Annotated in this window: 18 protein-coding genes; 7 read left to right on the top strand and 11 right to left on the bottom strand. The window is 55.2% G+C overall.

Translation table 11 applies throughout. The annotated features are described in order from the left end of the window. Positions 1-21: 21 nt before the first annotated feature. Positions 22-1,425, bottom strand: a complete 1,404-nt coding sequence (locus tag ACZ5RT_RS07485; RefSeq protein WP_464454060.1) for a phosphomannomutase/phosphoglucomutase — start codon at positions 1,423-1,425, stop codon at positions 22-24. Between the two features lie 170 nt (positions 1,426-1,595). Here ACZ5RT_RS07485 and ACZ5RT_RS07480 point away from each other — a divergent pair, with 170 nt between their 5' ends. Both ACZ5RT_RS07480 and ACZ5RT_RS07475 read left to right on the top strand, forming a co-directional pair. Next, positions 1,596-2,096, top strand: a complete 501-nt coding sequence (locus ACZ5RT_RS07480; RefSeq protein ID WP_464454059.1) for a methylated-DNA--[protein]-cysteine S-methyltransferase — start codon at positions 1,596-1,598, stop codon at positions 2,094-2,096. 11 nt (positions 2,097-2,107) lie between these two features. Next, on the top strand, positions 2,108-3,004 hold the full coding sequence (locus ACZ5RT_RS07475; protein WP_464454058.1) for a DMT family transporter: 897 nt from the start codon (positions 2,108-2,110) through the stop codon (positions 3,002-3,004). Here the strand turns inward: ACZ5RT_RS07475 and ACZ5RT_RS07470 are convergent. Together ACZ5RT_RS07470 and ACZ5RT_RS07465 are read right to left on the bottom strand one after the other, a co-directional pair. Then, a complete protein-coding gene (locus ACZ5RT_RS07470; RefSeq protein ID WP_464454057.1) occupies positions 2,985-4,043 on the bottom strand; it encodes an RNA methyltransferase in 1,059 nt (352 codons plus the stop codon). The genes ACZ5RT_RS07475 and ACZ5RT_RS07470 overlap by 20 nt on opposite strands. 5 nt (positions 4,044-4,048) lie before the next feature. Further along, positions 4,049-4,270 (bottom strand): SlyX family protein, encoded by a 222-nt coding sequence (locus tag ACZ5RT_RS07465; protein ID WP_108286412.1) that lies wholly within the window; start codon positions 4,268-4,270, stop codon positions 4,049-4,051. 177 nt (positions 4,271-4,447) lie between these two features. Here ACZ5RT_RS07465 and metK point away from each other — a divergent pair, with 177 nt between their 5' ends. Both metK and ACZ5RT_RS07455 read left to right on the top strand, forming a co-directional pair. Then, positions 4,448-5,629, top strand: a complete 1,182-nt coding sequence (gene metK / locus ACZ5RT_RS07460; protein ID WP_464454056.1) for a methionine adenosyltransferase — start codon at positions 4,448-4,450, stop codon at positions 5,627-5,629. Between the two features lie 191 nt (positions 5,630-5,820). After that, the gene (locus ACZ5RT_RS07455; RefSeq protein ID WP_464454055.1) at positions 5,821-6,453 is read left to right on the top strand and encodes a phosphoribosyltransferase; all 633 of its coding nucleotides are present in this window, start codon (positions 5,821-5,823) and stop codon (positions 6,451-6,453) included. Here the strand turns inward: ACZ5RT_RS07455 and ACZ5RT_RS07450 are convergent. Together ACZ5RT_RS07450 and ACZ5RT_RS07445 are read right to left on the bottom strand one after the other, a co-directional pair. Further along, positions 6,430-6,864, bottom strand: a complete 435-nt coding sequence (locus ACZ5RT_RS07450) for a host attachment protein (protein ID WP_464454054.1) — start codon at positions 6,862-6,864, stop codon at positions 6,430-6,432. The genes ACZ5RT_RS07455 and ACZ5RT_RS07450 overlap by 24 nt on opposite strands. Positions 6,865-7,164: 300 nt before the next feature. Beyond that, the gene (locus ACZ5RT_RS07445) at positions 7,165-7,626 is read right to left on the bottom strand and encodes a CBS domain-containing protein (protein WP_108287045.1); all 462 of its coding nucleotides are present in this window, start codon (positions 7,624-7,626) and stop codon (positions 7,165-7,167) included. A 203-nt stretch (positions 7,627-7,829) separates the two neighbouring features. Here ACZ5RT_RS07445 and ACZ5RT_RS07440 point away from each other — a divergent pair, with 203 nt between their 5' ends. Continuing rightward, positions 7,830-8,408 carry an HPF/RaiA family ribosome-associated protein gene (locus ACZ5RT_RS07440; RefSeq protein WP_464454053.1) on the top strand — a complete coding sequence of 193 codons (579 nt, stop codon included), beginning with the start codon at positions 7,830-7,832 and terminating at the stop codon, positions 8,406-8,408. A 64-nt stretch (positions 8,409-8,472) separates the two neighbouring features. Here the strand turns inward: ACZ5RT_RS07440 and ACZ5RT_RS07435 are convergent, their stop codons facing one another. After that, a complete protein-coding gene (locus tag ACZ5RT_RS07435; protein WP_464454052.1) occupies positions 8,473-8,907 on the bottom strand; it encodes an Hsp20/alpha crystallin family protein in 435 nt (144 codons plus the stop codon). Between the two features lie 60 nt (positions 8,908-8,967). Here ACZ5RT_RS07435 and ACZ5RT_RS07430 point away from each other — a divergent pair, with 60 nt between their 5' ends. Then, entirely contained in the window at positions 8,968-9,366 is a 399-nt protein-coding gene (locus ACZ5RT_RS07430) for a hypothetical protein (RefSeq protein WP_464454051.1), read from the top strand. Positions 9,367-9,514: 148 nt separating this feature from the next. Here ACZ5RT_RS07430 and ACZ5RT_RS07425 read toward each other — a convergent pair whose 3' ends face one another. From ACZ5RT_RS07425 to ACZ5RT_RS07405, 5 genes are read right to left on the bottom strand one after another with little or no spacing between them, the layout of a single operon-like run. Beyond that, the gene (locus ACZ5RT_RS07425; protein ID WP_464454050.1) at positions 9,515-12,613 is read right to left on the bottom strand and encodes a type I restriction endonuclease subunit R; all 3,099 of its coding nucleotides are present in this window, start codon (positions 12,611-12,613) and stop codon (positions 9,515-9,517) included. A 26-nt stretch (positions 12,614-12,639) separates the two neighbouring features. Beyond that, on the bottom strand, positions 12,640-13,803 hold the full coding sequence (locus ACZ5RT_RS07420; RefSeq protein WP_464454049.1) for an anticodon nuclease: 1,164 nt from the start codon (positions 13,801-13,803) through the stop codon (positions 12,640-12,642). 1 nt (position 13,804) lies between these two features. Next, positions 13,805-14,998, bottom strand: coding sequence for a restriction endonuclease subunit S (locus tag ACZ5RT_RS07415; RefSeq protein ID WP_464454048.1), 1,194 nt, complete (start codon positions 14,996-14,998; stop codon positions 13,805-13,807). 5 nt (positions 14,999-15,003) lie between these two features. Next, on the bottom strand, positions 15,004-16,581 hold the full coding sequence (locus ACZ5RT_RS07410) for a type I restriction-modification system subunit M (protein ID WP_464454047.1): 1,578 nt from the start codon (positions 16,579-16,581) through the stop codon (positions 15,004-15,006). Further along, positions 16,578-16,790: a helix-turn-helix domain-containing protein gene (locus tag ACZ5RT_RS07405; protein WP_464454046.1), complete on the bottom strand. Its 213-nt coding sequence runs from the start codon at positions 16,788-16,790 to the stop codon at positions 16,578-16,580. Before ACZ5RT_RS07405 ends, ACZ5RT_RS07410 begins: the two co-directional genes overlap by 4 nt. 166 nt (positions 16,791-16,956) lie before the next feature. Here ACZ5RT_RS07405 and ACZ5RT_RS07400 point away from each other — a divergent pair, with 166 nt between their 5' ends. Next, positions 16,957-17,922, top strand: a complete 966-nt coding sequence (locus ACZ5RT_RS07400; protein ID WP_464454045.1) for a replication initiation protein — start codon at positions 16,957-16,959, stop codon at positions 17,920-17,922. Positions 17,923-17,999: the final 77 nt, after the last annotated feature.

Here is a 17,999-nt window from a genome sequence, read left to right as displayed (position 1 = left end):
GTTTTTCCTGGGCGCTCTGGCTCAATGCGCCGCCGCCTGTATCTGCGCATCAGGCTTGACCGAGCGCAGCAGCGCCAGCATATCGGCCTCGATGCGATGCAAGGCCGCTTCAGTCTGCCCTTCAAAACGCAGCACCAGCACCGGGGTGGTGTTCGAGGCGCGGATCAGGCCAAAGCCATCGGGCCAGTCCACACGCAGGCCGTCGATGGTGAAAACCTTGGCGGGTGCCTTGAAGGCATCGCCAGCCAGCACCTGCAAGGCGCTGGTCACGCTGTGCGGCTCGCCTTCGGCGCAGACCACATTCAGCTCGGGTGTGCTGAAGCTGGTGGGCAAGGCGTTCAAGACGGCGTTGGCGTCTGGGGTTTTGCTCACAATTTCGAGCAAACGGCAGCCGGCATAGGTGCCATCGTCAAAACCGTACCAGCGCTCTTTGAAGAAGATGTGCCCGCTCATCTCGCCCCCCAAGGGGGCCTGGCCCCCAGCAGCCTCGATGGCCCGCATCTGGGCCTTGATGAGCGAGTGGCCGGTTTTGTACATCAGGGGCTTGCCACCTGCAGCTTCAATGGCCGGGGCCAGGCGCTGTGAGCACTTCACGTCAAACAAAATGGTGCCGCCGGGCACGCGGCTGAGCACGTCTTGCGCAAACAACTGCATCTGGCGGTCGGGGTAGATGTTGTTGCCGTCTGCGGTCACGATGCCCAGGCGATCGCCATCGCCATCAAAGGCCAAGCCCAATTCAGCGCCCGTGGTTTTCAAGGCTTGGATCAGGTCTTGCAGGTTTTCCGGCTTGCTCGGGTCGGGGTGGTGGTTGGGGAAGTTGCCATCCACCTCACTGAAGAGTTCGATCACTTCGCAACCCAGAGCGCGGAAGATGCCGGGGGCCGAGGCGCCAGCGATGCCGTTGCCCGAGTCGATCACGATTTTCATGGGGCGCGCCAGTCGGATGTCGCCCACGATGCGCTGGGTGTAATCGGCCAGCACATCGCGCTGACTCACGCCGCCCCCCCTCTGGAGCTGCCAGCTCTCAGCCTCCATCATCTGGCGCAGTGCCTGGATTTCGTCGCCATAAATGGCGCGACCGCCCAGCACCATCTTGAAGCCGTTGTAATCCTTGGGGTTGTGGCTGCCCGTCACCTGAATGCCGCTTTGGCACACGGTGCTGGCTGCAAAGTAGAGCATGGGCGTGGTGGCCAAACCAATGTCAATCACCTGGATGCCCGCCGACACCAGACCACGAATGAGCGCAGCTGCAAGGCCTGGCCCGCTCAGGCGGCCATCACGCCCCACGGCCACCGTGGTTTGGCCTTCGGCCAGAGCCCGAGTGCCAAAGGCCTTGCCCAGGCCCTCGGCCACTGGCTCATTCAGCGTCGACGGCACCACGCCGCGGATGTCATAGGCTTTGAAAATAGAGGGGGTAATTTGCATGGGATCCAACAATCAAAATGGCCGCATGGGCTTGGCTTTGTGCCTTGACTGCATTGTAGGCGGCAAGTCCGTCCAAACCGCTCCCAAACAGCGCCTCAACCAGCCGCTTGAAACACCCGAAACAGGGTTTCCCCGCTACCATGGAGCCCACCGTGACCACCTGATACGCCATGAAACCGTTGAACGTCCTGCGCTACGACAGTCCCTTAGGACCCATGACCCTGGCCGCCAGCGACCAAGGCCTGTGCGGTGTCTGGTTTGATGACCAAAAGCACGGCCCATCCGATGCCGACCGCCAGCACTGGCAGACCCATGCCGGACACCCTTTGCTGGAAGCTGCAGCAGCGCAGCTGCAAGCCTACTTTACTGGACAGCGCCAGGTTTTTGATCTCCCACTCGACCTGTCAGCGGGCACGCCGTTTCAGCAATCGGTTTGGCGGGCCTTGCTGGGCATTAACCCACTCCACACCCAAACTTATGGCGACTTGGCACGGCAACTGGGCAAACCCCAGGCGGTGCGGGCCGTGGGTGCAGCTGTGGGGCGCAATCCGGTGAGTATCATCGTGCCTTGCCACCGCGTGCTGGGTGCCGGTGGCCAACTCACGGGCTACGCAGGCGGGCTGTGGCGCAAACAGGCGCTGCTGCAGCTGGAAGGCCATCCCGGCATCTGACTTTTTTCTCCATGCATGTTTCTCCCGCCAAAGGCTGGCTGGCCGACTTCCTGATCCTGGCCGCCATCTGGGGCTCCTCTTTTCTGTTCATGCGCGTGGCGGCACTGGAACTGGGCGCTTTGCCCACCGCCGCCATTCGGGTGGCCATCGCCTCGATTTTTCTGCTGCCCCTGATGCTGGCCAAAGGCCATTGGGCCGAACTGCGCCAACACTGGAAGCCCGTGCTGTTTGTGGGCGTGCTCAACAGCGGCATTCCGTTTGCCTTGTATTCGTTTGCGGTGATGCACATCACCACGGGGTTTTCATCCATCCTGAACGCCACCGTGCCGCTGTTTGGTGCATTGGTCGCCTGGCTTTGGCTGGGTGACAAGCCAACCCTCTCGCGCACGGTGGGTCTGGCGGTCGGTTTTGGTGGCGTGGTGCTGTTGGCAGGGGGTCAAGCCAGCTTCAAGCCCAACGCCTCGGGCATCGCCCCGGCCTGGGCAGTGCTGGCCTGCCTGGCGGCCACCACTTGTTACGCGCTGTCGGCCAGCTTCACCAAAAAACACATTCCCAGCCTGCCGCCACTCGTCACCGCCACAGGCAGCCAAATTGGCGCGAGTCTGGCTTTGGTCTTGCCAGCTTTGTGGTTCAAGCCGGATCACTGGCCCAGCGCATCGGTCTGGTGGGCCTTGCTGGTGGTGGGCGTGCTGTGCACCGGGGTGGCCTACATCCTGTATTTCAAACTGATCGAGAACTCGGGGCCTGCACGGGCGCTGACGGTCACCTTTTTGGTGCCAGTGTTTGCCATCGCTTACGGCGTGCTGTTCTTGGGCGAGAGCGTGACGGCCTGGATGCTGTTGTGCGGCGCGGTGATTTTGCTGGGCACCGCCCTGTCCAGCGGCTTGGTCAAATTGCCGGGGCGTTAACTCGCGGGTGCGGGCGCATATGCACCCGCTGCTCACGCTGAACCACATCCCGCGCCCGCAGCTGGCCGCAGCCGCCATCCACATCCTGCCCGGCCGACTGACGCAATTTGGTGAGCACACCCCGCTGGTGCAGGGTGCGGGCGATCTCGGCGGCACATTCCCAACTGGGCCGGGCGTAAGGCAAATCGGGCACCGCGTTGTACGGAATCATGTTCATCAGCGCATATTTGCCTTTCAGCAATCGCACGATGCCCTCGACTTCGTCATCGCTGTCATTCACGCCTTCGATCAGCGTCCACTGGTACTGGATCGGGTAGCCCGTCGCACGGGCATAGACCTCACCTGCCTCGACCAAATCTTGCGGGTCAAAGCGCGGGGCCCTGGGCAACAGTTGCGCCCGCAGATCGGCCCGGGTGGTGTGCAGCGACAGCGCCAGCGCGGGCTTGACCCGGCCTTGCGGCAAGCGCTCGAACACGCGCGCATCACCCACCGTGGAAAACACCAGGTTTTTATGCCCGATATTGCCCACCGTGCCCAGCAGGTCGATGGCCTCCATAACCGCGTCCAGGTTGTGCGAGGGCTCGCCCATGCCCATGAACACCACTTTTTTGACGGGTCGGAGCGTGCGGGCCAAGGCGACTTGCGCCACGATCTCGGCGCTGCCCACCTGCCGAATCAAACCTTCGCGCCCGGTCATGCAAAACACGCAGCCCACTGCGCAGCCCACTTGAGACGACACACACAGACCGTCGCGCGGCAAGAGCACGCTTTCCACCGTCTGGCCGTCTTGCAAGCCCACCAGCAAGCGGGCCGAACCGTCTTGGCCCGGGTGTTGTTCGCGCAGCGTGGCCAGGCCGGTCAGCGTTTGGCTGAGCGCAGGCAAGGCCTCGCGCACGGCGGTGGGCATGAAACTCGCCAAAGGCCTGCGGCCACTGTCCTGCGGCTTGGCCTGAGCCCACAGGCGCAGCACGCGCTGCTCGTGCAGAGCGTTGGCTCCCAAGGCGCGCAAGTGGTCGCGGATGTCCTGAACGCTGTGCATGGTTTTCAGTAATGCGGCGGAATTTCATCACGCAGGTTGCGCACCTCGGCGCCGCCACCCGATTCGGGCAGACGGTCTCGCATCTGGCGCAGCTCCTGGATCAGCGCGTCAATTTGCTGCTGCTGGCGGTAGACCTGCGCATTGAGCTGGTCGAGCAGATCTTCGGTGAAGCCGGCCTTGATTTCCAGGTCGACCAAGCGGTTTTCAATCGGGGTGGGGATGTCCATGGGCTGTATTGGACATGATTTCGGCGGGTGTTCTGACATCTTTTATAATTCGTGCATCGCCGAGTTATCTGAACTACTTGCAGGGCGATTCACAAAACCTGCTAAAGCGTTCGCCAGGCTCCGGGTTTTCAGGGTCGGCAACGCCGACAAACCTCTGAAACTTTAGGAGCCTTTTTCATGCCCAGCAATTACCTCTTCACCTCGGAATCCGTCTCCGAAGGCCATCCTGACAAGGTCGCCGACCAGATCTCGGACGCGATCCTCGACGCCATCTTCGAGCAAGACCCCCGCAGCCGCGTGGCCGCCGAGACCCTGACCAACACCGGTCTGGTGGTCTTGGCCGGTGAGATCACCACCAACGCGCACGTCGACTACATCCAGGTGGCGCGTGACACCATCAAACGCATCGGCTACGACAACACCGACTACGGCATCGACTACAAAGGCTGCGCGGTCATGGTCTGCTATGACAAGCAGAGCAACGACATCGCCCAGGGCGTGGACCACGCATCGGACGACCACCTCAACATCGGCGCGGGCGACCAGGGCCTGATGTTCGGCTATGCCTGCTCGGAAACGCCCGAGCTGATGCCTGCCCCGATTTACTACGCCCACCGCCTGGTCGAGCGTCAGGCCCAGCTGCGCAAGGACGGTCGCCTGCCCTTCCTGCGCCCCGACGCCAAGAGCCAGGTGACCATGCGCTATGTGGATGGCAAGCCCCACAGCATCGACACCGTGGTGCTGTCTACCCAGCACAGCCCTGACCAGTCGGAGACTGCCACCAAGATGAAAGCCAGCTTCACCGAAGCCATCATCGAAGAGATCATCAAGCCCGTGCTGCCCAAAGAGTGGCTGCAAGACACCAAGTACCTGATCAACCCCACAGGCCGATTCGTCATTGGCGGCCCCCAGGGCGACTGCGGCCTCACGGGTCGCAAGATCATCGTGGACACCTACGGCGGCGCTTGCCCGCACGGTGGTGGTGCCTTCAGCGGCAAAGACCCCTCGAAAGTGGACCGCTCGGCCGCTTACGCCGCCCGCTACGTGGCCAAGAACATCGTGGCCGCCGGTCTGGCCACCCAATGCCAAGTGCAAGTGGCTTACGCCATTGGCGTGGCCCGCCCGATGAACATCACCGTCAACACCGCAGGCACGGGTGTGATCTCGGACGAAAAATTGTCGGCTCTGGTGGCCGAGCACTTTGACCTGCGCCCCAAGGGCATCATCCAAATGCTGGACTTGCTGCGCCCGATCTACAGCAAGACCGCCGCCTATGGCCACTTTGGCCGCGACGAGCCCGACTTCACTTGGGAACGCACCGACCGTGCCGCCGCGCTGAAAGCGGCTGCGGGTCTGTAAGCCCAAGCAAACGCCAAGCCCCCGACAGGGACGGGGCGCAAAGCACAAGCCGCTCAGCGTCCGTTGAGCGGCTTTTTTCATGCGCACGGATGAATGAACCCTGCTCAGGGCGCTGGGTTTGTGGTGCCAGGTACAGACCCAAACCGCCGTTTTTTTGACAATGCGGTCCAACCACTGCAACGGAATCCGCCATGTTCAAAGACCGCCTGGATGCTGCCCGCCAATTAAGCAAGGCACTCAAAAAGTACGAAGGCCAAAACCCTTTGATTCTGGCGATACCCCGAGGCGCTGTGCCCATGAGTGCCTGGATTGCAGATGTGTTGCATGGGCAAATGGATGTGGTGCTGGTGCGAAAACTGCGCGCCCCGTTACAGCCCGAAGTGGCCATCGGCGCTGTGGACGAAACAGGGCGGGCCTACCTCTCGCCCTGCGCTGCAACGCCGGGCATCGCCCCGCAATATGTGAAAGATGAAATCAAACTACAGATGAAAACACTGAAGGCCCGACGCCAGCAATACAGCCAAATTCGGGCGCCGATCCCAGTGCAGGGGCGTGTGGTCATTGTGGTGGACGATGGCCTGGCCACAGGGGCCACCATGATGTCGGCACTCAAAGCCGTGCGCCAACACCACCCGCAGCGTTTGGTCTGCGCCATTCCAGTGGCCAGCCCGGATGCGCTTTCCAAAATCAAACCCCTGGCCGACGAAACGGTGTGCCTGCATGCCCCCGAGGACTTCATGGCGGTCGCGCAGTTTTACCAACAGTTCCCACAGGTGGACGATGCGCAGGTGATGGCGTCGTTACAAACGAAATTCACTGCGTAAGCGTTTGTCCAGCTCGGTCACGTTCAAGGACGTCAAATCCAGCACATGTTGGGCCACAAGGGTGTGTTGCACGGACGCGTCCAGGTGTGACAACAACTCACCCATGAAGGGGTTGGAGACGAACAAGGCCAAGGCGCTCATGCGGTGGTTCATCACCGCTTCGTGAAAATACTTCGCCAACGTTTTGGCAAACTCGCTGCGATGCAGGTGTTTAATTTCTGCACGGGGCGCCAAACCCGCCCGACCTGCCTCTGAATGCCCCAATGGCCTGCGCTCGGTCTCGCTGGCGGGCATGCGGCTTTCCGGATGAATCCAATCGATCACTTCCACCAAGGGCTCGTTGAACGATGTGCGCTCCCAAACTTTCGCCTGTGAAGCGTTGGCCACCAATATCCAATGTTTGTGAGCCATGCTCTGATCCTTTTCACTTTTCAGTCTGAACCGTTTTTGATTGTTCGGGAGGCCCACTCGGTGGTCAATTGACCTGTTGGTGTAGACCCTTTGGCTCAAGTCGTGGCCCTAACGAGGGGGTTGATCGGCATCCCATTTTTGTAGCCCAGAGACATGCGGCAATGCATGCTGTTCAAGACCTCTGCAACAGCATTCGCTTGATGGATGCGCAGCACAAAGCCAAGCCTCACCCTGTCAGCCAGATGAGCCAAAACCCCAACCCTGAACCGCCAGAATGCATTTTCATCGCCACAAATAGGCTCACTGACGGCGCTCTCGCTCCTGCCTGATGCCTGTCTCCATGGTGCCCACCAACGCGTTCATCTCTTGGGCAAGTATTTTCAGCACATCGTCCATGCTCACGATCCCCATCAGCTCATCCTGCTGCCCGACCACGGGTAAGCGCCGCACACCATGCTCACGCATGCAGCGCATCATGTCCAGCAAGGAGTCGGCTTCGTTCACCGTGACCACACGCTCAGTCATGATGTCCTCCAGACACAAAGGCTCAGGCACCAAACCGGTGGCGACCACAGACATCACGATGTCACGGTCGGTGATCAAGCCACACACCTGCCGACTGCCGTTCTCGTCATTGACCACCACCAAGGAACCCACGTGGTCTTCGCGCATGAGCTGCGCTGCAGCCACCACACTGGTTTTTTTGTAAGCCACGGTGACCTTGCGTTTGCAAATATCGCCCGCTGTCAATTGTTTACCCATCATGATTCCTTAGAGATGTCACCCGGTTGGCATCGTGCCTTGCGCACCCTCGGTTGTCAGTGCCTTGGTTAACCGCCTGCAAACCGCTTCGGTGAGTCAAGAGACAGACCAGGCATCCAAAGCCCGCCACCATGGCATGACGAACCGCTCTACCCGTGCCGGCTCCGTTGATGTCCCATGGGGTCTCGACTACAGGAAAAACCATGAAACCCACAGCACCCGTTCCTCTGGAAATCCATTTTCGTCATCTGGCCCACTCCGAGGCCCTTGAGACCCACATACGCCACCAAGTCGACAAACTGGGAAAGTTTCACCCCAGCATCCACAACTGCCATGTCACCATCGAACAGCTGCACCGACATCACACCCAAGGCAACCATTTCCATGTGCGCATGGGTGTGAAGGTTCCCGGGCATGAACTGATTGCAGACCGACAGCCCGATCAGAACCACGCTTACACCGACGTGTATGTGGCCATTCGAGATGCTTTCGATGCCATGCGCCGTCAACTGGAAGAGCTGGTGAGGCACCAGCAAGGCCATGTCAAACAGCACGAAGAAAGACCGCATGGACACATCACTGAAATCGCGCCAGACAAAACGTTCGGGCGGATTGAATCGGTCGATGGTCGCTGGCTTTACTTCCATCGCAACAGCCTGGTGGGCGAGGACCTGGACAAGCTGCAGATCGGTACACCTGTGTATTACGTCGAGGACATCGGCGATGAAGGTCCGCAGGCCAGCAGCGTGCACCCGATCGGCAAACACCACATTCTGGTGTGAGAAGTGGGGTCAAGCCCCACGAAAATGGCCTTGCACCACTTGGGCCGCAGCCCAAGCCGGGTCATCAGGCGATCTTGAGCAAATGGCTTTGGCCGTTGGGTTTCTTCGGCAAAGTCAGCTGCAACACACCGTCTTCGTATTTGGCGGAAGCCTTAGCTTCGTCCACGCTTTCATCCAAGGTGAAGCTGCGTGCGACGCTTCCGTAATAGCGCTCACTGCGAATGATCTTGGAGCCCTCTTTTTCTTCTTTTTCCTTTTTCACTTCGGCGCTCAAGGACACCTGATTGCCCTCCACAGACACTTTGATGTCTTCTTTCTTGACGCCTGGAATTTCGGCTTTGACAAAGAAATTTTTGTCATCTTCTGTCAAATCCAGCCGCATCTGAGGCTCGCCCTCCATCAGTCGGTGCATGGGGCGCATCGCAAACCCTTTGAAAAAATCCTCATTGAAAGGGTCTCGCAATTCGCTGAATGGGTTGAATCGTGTGAGGTTGCTCATGGTGTGTTCTCCATCTATCCAAATAGGCAGCATCCCTGCTGCCTGACAACGAGGAGCGCGGTGGAATTACGCATCGCCCCAAGGGCTTTTGCAAGCCCCCTTGGCCACTGTCGTTTTTTCTGCGCACGATGTCTGTTGCCTATTTCACCGATGGGATGCCCTGGGTTCGCCCGAGCAGAGTGGGCCAATCTGCTGAATGAAGCGGCGATTGTGACCATAGACCGCAAAACCGGTGGCGTTCACTTGGCCGATTTCATGGCCGCGGTCGAGCACACCGTGACAAGCCTTGAAAAGCGCAACCGGGGGATGAGAGATCATGCCTGCGCCATGACAAGATCCTTAATTCAATCAAGTGGATTCAGAAAACAAAAAACCGTTGTAAATCGGAGACTTACAACGGTTTTTCATTTTTTTGGCGGAGTGGACGGGACACTCACGGCAAACAAGTTAAACCACTGATTTAAAAGGATTTTTTCCAGAAAAAATCGCAAGGGTGTCACAAAAAGTGTGACCCTTTGTTGTGACACCAGTCATGCTACACCAAAGTCCACCCTTATTGGCTGAGGCTTAGACTGATTTACAGGGGTACAGGCTTCGCCTCTCATCCTCAAACCTGCCCACCCACGCCCTTGAATTTCTCCACAAAAGCTGAGATTTTCTGAAAAACGGTCTGCTTTTTTGTCAGGTACTGCGGATTCAATGGGCTCATTTTGGGCAAGACGGTATTCAGTTCAGTACCACTATCGCTGGCGAATTCCCGCTTGAGTGATGCCGTGATGTAGCGCTTGGCTGCCTCGGCATTCAGGTTTTCCTCGTTGATCAAATCCTGCGCTTCACGCCGCTGGGCTGCTTGGGCGTAAGTGAAAAAGGCTTCAATGACGCTGGCCTTGTCACCAATCTGATCCAAATCGGTCTGGTTAATGAAGTCCACCAACAAGCTCTCTTTGGCGCGGTTGCCTAGGCTGGCCCGGATCACGCGACGCACTTCATCCACTAGATCTGCTTTGGTCTTGCTCTTCTTGTTGTGATCGAAAATCAGCTCCAAGATGTAATCCAAGTTGATTTCCTGCGACTTCAGAAGGTCTACCTCAAAGACCACATCATCCCAATCAATGGTGGATTTATCCTTCTCATCGGCGGATTTCTGATGCCGCAACCAGTCACGCACATCGTTGTAAGTAGATCGGTAGTCCTGAATTTTCCGATCAGGGGGTAGCGTGATGGCTTGCAGTGCAGCCAGACCCTCATCATTTAGATAGTGCTTGGCTTTGAAAGCCTCCACCGCAGCGGGGTCGGTCATATCGACGCTTTGCAGGGCCTTCAGATTGGCGAACTCGTCATAGTTTTGCAGCACATTCTCAATGCGCAAATACTCGCCAAACAGCTTTGCGAAGTCCTTCTTGTCTGCTTCCTTCTGAATCGCTGCAGGATCGGGGAAGCGTGTTTCCAACTCCTTCACCACATCCACAAAGCCACGCCTTGCTTCACCAGTGGCCAAATCGGTGAAGCCTTCCATGTACTCCTTGTAGCTCTTCTCCAGCACCACATTCTTGGTGTTTTTGTCACCAAACAAGGTGATGGCATCAATGGTCGCCTGCTCAAGGTCCCGGAAAGTGACGATGTTGCCGAAGGTCTTGGTCGCATCAAAGATACGGTTGGTGCGAGAGTAAGCCTGCATCAACCCGTGAAAGCGCAGGTTCTTGTCCACAAACAACGTGTTCAGTGTGGGTGCATCAAAGCCGGTCAGGAACATGCCCACCACGATGAGCAGATCGATTTCCTTGGCTTTCACCTGCTTAGCCAGGTCCCGGTAGTAGTTCTGAAACCCGTTGCTGTCCACACTGAAGTTGGTCTTGAACAGCGTGTTGTAGTCGACGATGGCTGCACTCAAAAACTCCTTAGCGCTGCTGTTCATGGCAGACACATCAAAGCTTTCGTCAAGGATGTCACCGATGGCATCCTGCTCTTCGTTGGCAGCGAACGAAAAGATGGTGGCGACCCGAAGTGGCCTGTCGCTGTCCTGCTGCAACTTCCTGAACGACTCGTAGTAAAGCTTGGCAGCATCCACGCTACTGACCGCAAACATTGCGTTAAAGCCCTTGTTGCCCGGTTGTAAGCGATGGGTCTTTTGCCGAAAATTGTTCAGGATGTACTGCGTGATCTCACGAATGCGGTCGGGGTGCAGCAGGACCTGTTTGTTTTCTGCGGCGCTGAGTTTTTTCTCGTCCTGCTCAGTTTCAACGGCTTTGAAATGCGGGCGCACATCGTTGTAGTCCACCTTGAACTTGAGCACCTTTTCATCTCGAATCGCATCGGTGATTACGTAAGAATGCAGCTCACGTCCAAACACGCTGGCAGTGGTTTCAGCACCCAGTGCGTTCTCGGGGAAGATCGGCGTGCCAGTGAAACCAAACTGGTAAAACTTCTTGAATTTTCTCTTCAGGTTCTTCTGGGCTTCACCGAACTGGCTGCGGTGGCATTCATCGAAAATGAACACCACCTGCTTGCCATAAATGGGCAAATCAGCTTCGCCCTTCATCAGGTTGTTGAGCTTCTGGATGGTGGTCACAACAATCTTGTTGTCGTCCTTTTCCAGATTGCGCTTCAAGCCCATCGTGCTGTCTGAACCATTCACGCTGTCAGGTGAAAAGCGCTGGTATTCCTTCATGGTCTGGTAGTCCAGATCCTTTCTGTCCACCACAAAAAAAACTTTATCGATGAATTCCAGCTCGGTGGCCAGTCGTGCCGCTTTGAAGCTGGTCAGGGTCTTACCCGATCCGGTGGTGTGCCAGATAAAGCCACCACCTTCCAAGTCACTCCAGCTCTTGGCTTGAAAGGCACTTTTGATCTTCCAAAGAATGCGTTCCGTGGCAGCAATTTGGTATGGGCGCATCACCAACAGCGTGTTGCTGACATCAAACACCGAGTAGTGCAGCAAAACATTGAGCAGAGTGTGCTTCTGAAAAAATGTGGCCGTGAAGTCCTTGAGGTCTTTGATCAGGCTGTTATCCGACTTCGCCCAATTCATGGTGAAGTCGAAGCTGTTTTTGTTGCGTTGGGTGGTGTTTGCGAAGTACCGGCTGTCAGTGCCGTTTGAGATCACAAACAGCTGCAGATACTTGTAGAGGGAGTTCTCGCTGTTAAAGCTCTCCTTGCTGTAGCGGTGTACCTGGTTGAATGCTTCACGAATAGCGACGCCTCGCTTCTTCAGCTCCACTTGCACCAGCGGAAGCCCATTGACCAGGATCGTCACGTCATACCGGTTCGCATGTGTGCCTATCTGTTCAAACTGCTTGATCACCTGCACCTTGTTGCGGGAGATGTTTTTCTTGTCCAGCAGATAGATGTTCTGGATGCGACCATCGTCAAAGACAAAATCGTGGATGTAGTCGTCATGAACCTTGCGAGTTTTTTCCACGATGCTGTCGCTGGGTTTATCCAGCCAGGTTTCGACAAATCGCAGCCACTCCCCATTTGAAAACTGCACATTGTTGAGCGCTTGCAGCTGCACACGAACATTGGCGAACAATGCGTCGGGCGTTGTCAAACCGGGCAGGAATTCATAGCCTTGGTTTTGCAAGTCCTGAATGAACTCTCGCTCTAGGTCACCCTCGCTCTGGTAGCCTTCGGCGACCTTCCATTCAGGTGCATATTGATCGAGGACGATAAAGTTCTTCGTCTCAGCAATAGTCTTGTAATCTGTCATTGAATTCTTTCTCATCATCTTGGCGCCTACTGACGCCAAAAGCCGTGACTGTTCTTAAGGTGTTCAAGCAACAGTTTCACCATTGCGCGCTCAGCTAGCGTAGGCTGAGCAGCGGCTTCATTGGACAGTGTGCTATGGCTGGTAAAGTTGATAATGCGGCTGTAGTAAAGCTGCTTTTCATCGGGCAACAGCTCAGACCACTTCGGGTAGCCCAAGAAGCTAGCCGTTTTCTCATACAGATTGCGTAGCAATGTGAAGTGGTAGCGCTCCACCTTTTGATCGGCAATCGCATTCTCAATTATCTCCAACAGGTGCAGGTGGTAGGAAAAGCTCTTATGGGAGTCGCCGAGCTTTTCCGTCAGCTTGAAGCCACCATCTTCCAGGCGCTCCAGCATGTAGCAAGCCTTATTGCTGAACTCATTGAACAGCACGTTGTAGAACAGAGGGCTATGCGTGGTGATGATGAACTTCAGTTTAGATTGACTGGATTTGATCAACCCCGCAAGATTGACCGCCAATTCGATCAAGTGGTTTTCATCCAGCGAACTCACGGGATCATCAACAAACACATAGGACAGATTGTTGAAAACATCAGTGGAGCGATCTGCGACCTCGGCGATATTCAGCTCAGAAATCACCTGCTCGATCAGAGCATTGAACACGCTCCAGATGAAATTGCTTTCTTCACCCTTCGAAATTTTGATGTTGGGCTCGATGCGCTGGTTGCCTCGCTCGAATGAAAAGCTGACCGAAGAGAAGTCTGCACTGAAATGCGGAGTCAACTTATCGCTGGTGTAGCGCTGGAAAGTGCGTGCAATGCTCTGGTCCTGGCCTTGTTCTTGCAGCACCCACCGGGTGAAGGCGTTGGGCTGGATGATCAATTTGGGTTCAGCGTCTTGCCCCAGGTCGTTGTCCCAAAAGAATAAGTCTTCCGTGAACGCGCTGTAGTAAAGAATTTTCTTAGCTGCCAAATCAGACGTCTGAGCCTCTTCGCCCTCCGCTTTGGGTGCAATCAACTCCTTAAACGCTCGGGACAAGCGCGTCTTGCCAGTTCCGTTGAAGGCGTAAATCAGTTGAATCTTCGGAACAGGTTTGACTTCGTCAATTTCCTTTGTCTTTTCAGGGGCAGTTTTTCTGACAGTCTTTGGCGTACTCAGTTGCTGAGCAATTTCGGTCAGCGTCTTGCCCATGTCATGCCTCTACTTCATCCGGTTCTGGAAAGCTCAGCAGCAAATCGCGGTAGTGCGCATATTGCTTCTGGCGCAGTTCAATTTCGCGGGGCAAACCTTCGGTGATGGAGTTCGTCAGTGCATCAAATTTATCAAGGATGGCGACAATGCGGGCTTGTTCGTTGAGGGAAGGAACAGGAATTCTGATTAACTTGATGTTTTTGATTGTCAGTTGTTGCAGTGCGCCACCTTCACCATTGATTTCACTTTGGACATGGCTGGCGTTTAATGCGTAATAAAGGTATCGAGGCAAAATACTTTCTTGCTTTGCACGAAGCCATGCAAGTTGAGAGTTGAGATTCGAACCAGAAAATTGCTCGGGCACTTGCGAAATTTTCCCTATCTCTCCCCTATTTGCAATCAGTACGTCATGAGCTTTTAGATGTCCCTTTTTTAGCTCCTGATGTTTTTCCGGCGATATGAACTTCATGTCTTGCCAAGATATTGTCCCCTCTACCATGTTGGTGCCGCGAATAAAGGGAACTCCTTGATCCACCATTTCATCGCTTCTGGGGTATTTAGATGAGTGATTTCCATCTCCTATTTGACACACGTCTCCCAGAGTTTTCCACTCCACCTCCCCATCTTCAAAACTCAACAACTTGTCACGGTAGTGGTTGTATTGTTTTTTGCGGGCAGTCAGCTCGGTGGTCAGCTCGGTGGTCAGCTCGGTAAAGGAATCCAGAATGCGAACGATTTTTTCTTGAATTTCAAGTGAGGGGACTGGAACTATGTATTCATCACGAATTACAGATGGGTGCGCCTTTTTTGTGTAGTCAAAGACCTTCGTTTCCCAAGCGCCGGACAGAACGTGAAATAGAAATCGGGTGTTCAGGACGGTCGTATTTTTTACACTTAGCCAGCCACACACATTTGTTACAGAGTATCTGTGAGCTTGGCGATGAAAGAATCGTCCCCCGCCATCGATTGACCAAGTTATTCGCTCATCCTCAAACATGAATTTTCCATAGCGACCGAATATCCCATTGCCCGATGCGGAAGATGAATACACCGGGTAGTCGCCAGGCAAACTCGACAAATCACTTTTCGAGATTACATTGCCCCGCCCTAGCTTCAACACACCAGAGTCTTCGAGGATACTCAACGGTTTCCATTCCACTACAACACCATCAAGCAGCTTGCCTAAAAAATCCATACAACTCATGCCTGCTGCTCCTCGCCTTCAATTTCACCCACGATGGCGTCAATTTCTTTGCGTAGCTTGTCGATCTTGGTGACGGTTGTTATGAGCTGGGCATTGAGCTGGACAATGTCCACCACTTCGCGAGTGTCTTTGGCCTCCACGTAGTTACTGACGGACAGGTTGTAGTCGTTGGCTGCAATGTCGGCGTGACTGACGGAGCAAGCAAAGTGGTTCACATTGGCCTTGCTTTCGAACACAGCCATGATTTGTTGGATGTGACCGGGGTTGTTCAAGTCCTCGTTATCTGTAAGAACGTTGTTATTGGTTTCTTTCTTGAACAGCGCACTGGCGTCGATGAACTGGGTAGTGGTATCCACCTTATGTTTTGATAGCACCAGAATGCTCACTGAGATGGTGGTGCCAAAGAATAGGTTGGGGGCAAGCGAGATCACGCTCTCGACATAGTTGTTGTCGACAAGGTACTGGCGGATTTTCTGCTCCGCACCACCTCGGTAGAAGATGCCGGGAAAGCAAACGATGGCGGCGCGACCTTTGGCCGAGAGGTAGCTGAGGGCATGCAGCACAAAGGCAAAATCAGCCTTGGATTTGGGTGCTAGCACTCCGGCTGGAGCAAAGCGCTCATCGTTGATGAGGGTGGGGTCATCGCTACCAATCCACTTAACCGAATACGGCGGGTTAGAAACGATGGCATCAAACGGTTTGTCATCGCCAAAGTGCGGCTCGATGAGGGTGTCGCCCAGCTGGATGTTGAATTTGTCGTAGTTAACGTTGTGCAAGAACATGTTCATCCGCGCCAGGTTGTACGTGGTGTGGTTGAGTTCCTGACCGAAGAAGCCATCTTCGATGATATGGGCGTCAAACTGCTTTTTGGCTTGGAGCAGCAGCGAGCCAGAACCGCAGGCCGGGTCGTAAATCTTGTTGATGCTGCTTTGTCCGTGCATGGCCAGCCGAGCAATCAGCTTGGAAACCTGCTGCGGCGTGAAGAACTCGCCCCCAGACTTGCCAGCGTTGGCAGCGTAGTTGGAGATCAGGAATTCGTAGGCATCACCAAATAAGTCGATGTGGCTGGCTTCGAAATCGCCGAAGTCCAGCTCTGCTACGCCCTTGAGCACTGCAGCGAGACGGGCGTTCTTGTCTTTGACGGTGTTGCCCAAGCGGTTGCTGGTGGTGTCAAAGTCGGCAAACAGACCTCGAATGTCGCGCTCAGACGGGTAACCCAGGGCAGATGTTTCAATGGCCGAGAAAACCGCTGCCAGGTCGGTGTTCAGGCTGTCATTGGTGTTAGCGGTGGCCGCCACCCTTGCAAACAGCTGGCTGGGGTAGATGAAGTATCCCTTGGTCTTGATGGCGTCGTCACGGATTTCTGGCGTGATCACAATATCGTTCAGCTTGGCGTACTGAACGCTGTCATCGCCCCCTTCGATGTAGGCAGCAAAGTTTTCGCTGATGAAGCGGTAGAACAAAGTACCCAGCACATACTGCTTGAAGTCCCATCCGTCCACGGCACCTCGGACATCGTTGGCAATTTTCCAAATCTGGCGTTGAAGTTCGTCACGTTGTTGCATGCTGGTCATGTTTGGTTTCCTGTCGGTTCGTTTGTCTTTTCTTCATCTGCGCCACCTGCGCGCACCCAGTCATCCACCTCGGAAACTTGGAACTTCCATAACCGTCCAACACGATGTGCAGGAAGGCTCTTGCGCTCTATCCAACGGTAAATGGAGTCACGGGTAACACCCAGATGCTCGGCAATCTGGTCCACGGACACCCACGGTTCAGCGGTCATGGCGGCACTCCAATGGTGAGAACTCGGATGGCATAAAGTCGGTTTGAATCGTAAAGGACGTAATTTATCAGGTTCCCTCGCTGGAAACGTAAAGAATCTTTGGCTTGCTGACTTGACTTCTTGCTCCAATTTTTGTTTGTTGTACTTACAACACAACCGGAGCAAGATGAACCAGCAGCTAACGAATTTCTACGATCACCTAAACACCTCAGTCATCACGACCAACGACTTTACGGAGGGCACGCTTTTTCGTAAGCGTGAAAAAGTCAACCAGTTTGCCTACTGTGGGTTGAACCCGGTTTACCGCAAGTACCTCAGCTTCGATTTGGACTACCCGGATGCGGGACACAAATTTGAAGAACTGAAAGTCCCTCCTCCAACCATCATCACCACCAACAGAGCCAACGGGCACGCTCACTATCTGTACGAGCTCATCACCCCCGTTGCTTACCACCAGTCAGCACACCAGAAGCCACAACAATACTTTGAGGCTATCGAACTGGAGATGACTCGCCAGCTCAAAGGCGACTTGGCTTTCACGCACACGCTAACCAAGAATCCATTGCATGACCGATGGACCGTTGAGACATTTCCAGCCAAGTACCACCTGGGTGATTTCACCGAATATTTTGACCTGCCCGAAGTCAGATGGGTAAAGCCTGACGCTGAGAAGTGCGAGATACGCGGGCGAAATGATGAGCTTTTCCACACACTCAGACTATGGGCATACACAGCTGTTAAAGAACACAGCAATGAAGAGGTGTGGTTCCAAACGGCTCTTGGTCAAGCTGAAGCCATCAACGCCTCATTCCAGAAACCGCTTCAATTCAATGAAGTCAAAACGACAGCCAAGTCTGTCAGCGCATGGGTTTGGAAAAACAGGAACGAGCTCAGTGGGCGCGCGAAGGTTCTTACGTTCACGAACGAATCAGCCACAGAGCGAATGTCAGCAGGTGCTGCTTACACGAATGAAGTCAGACGCACCAACTCATTGAACACCATCCGAACAGCCTACCAAGAACTGACGCCCCTGTATGGAAACAAGATGACGGCGAAGTTGCTGGCAACGCACACAGGACAGAACATCAAAACTGTTCGCAAGTACCTGCCTTTCATCCTGACTGACCATTGAAGGCTGGAATTTAGTGTGCTCTTCTACCGTTCGAGTCCACTACGCCCCACATCAGGTAATTAGGCCGAACCTAAGGA

The sequence above is a fragment of the Limnohabitans sp. TEGF003 genome (assembly GCF_055395455.1).
This window is presented reverse-complemented; position numbering and strand designations above follow the sequence as displayed.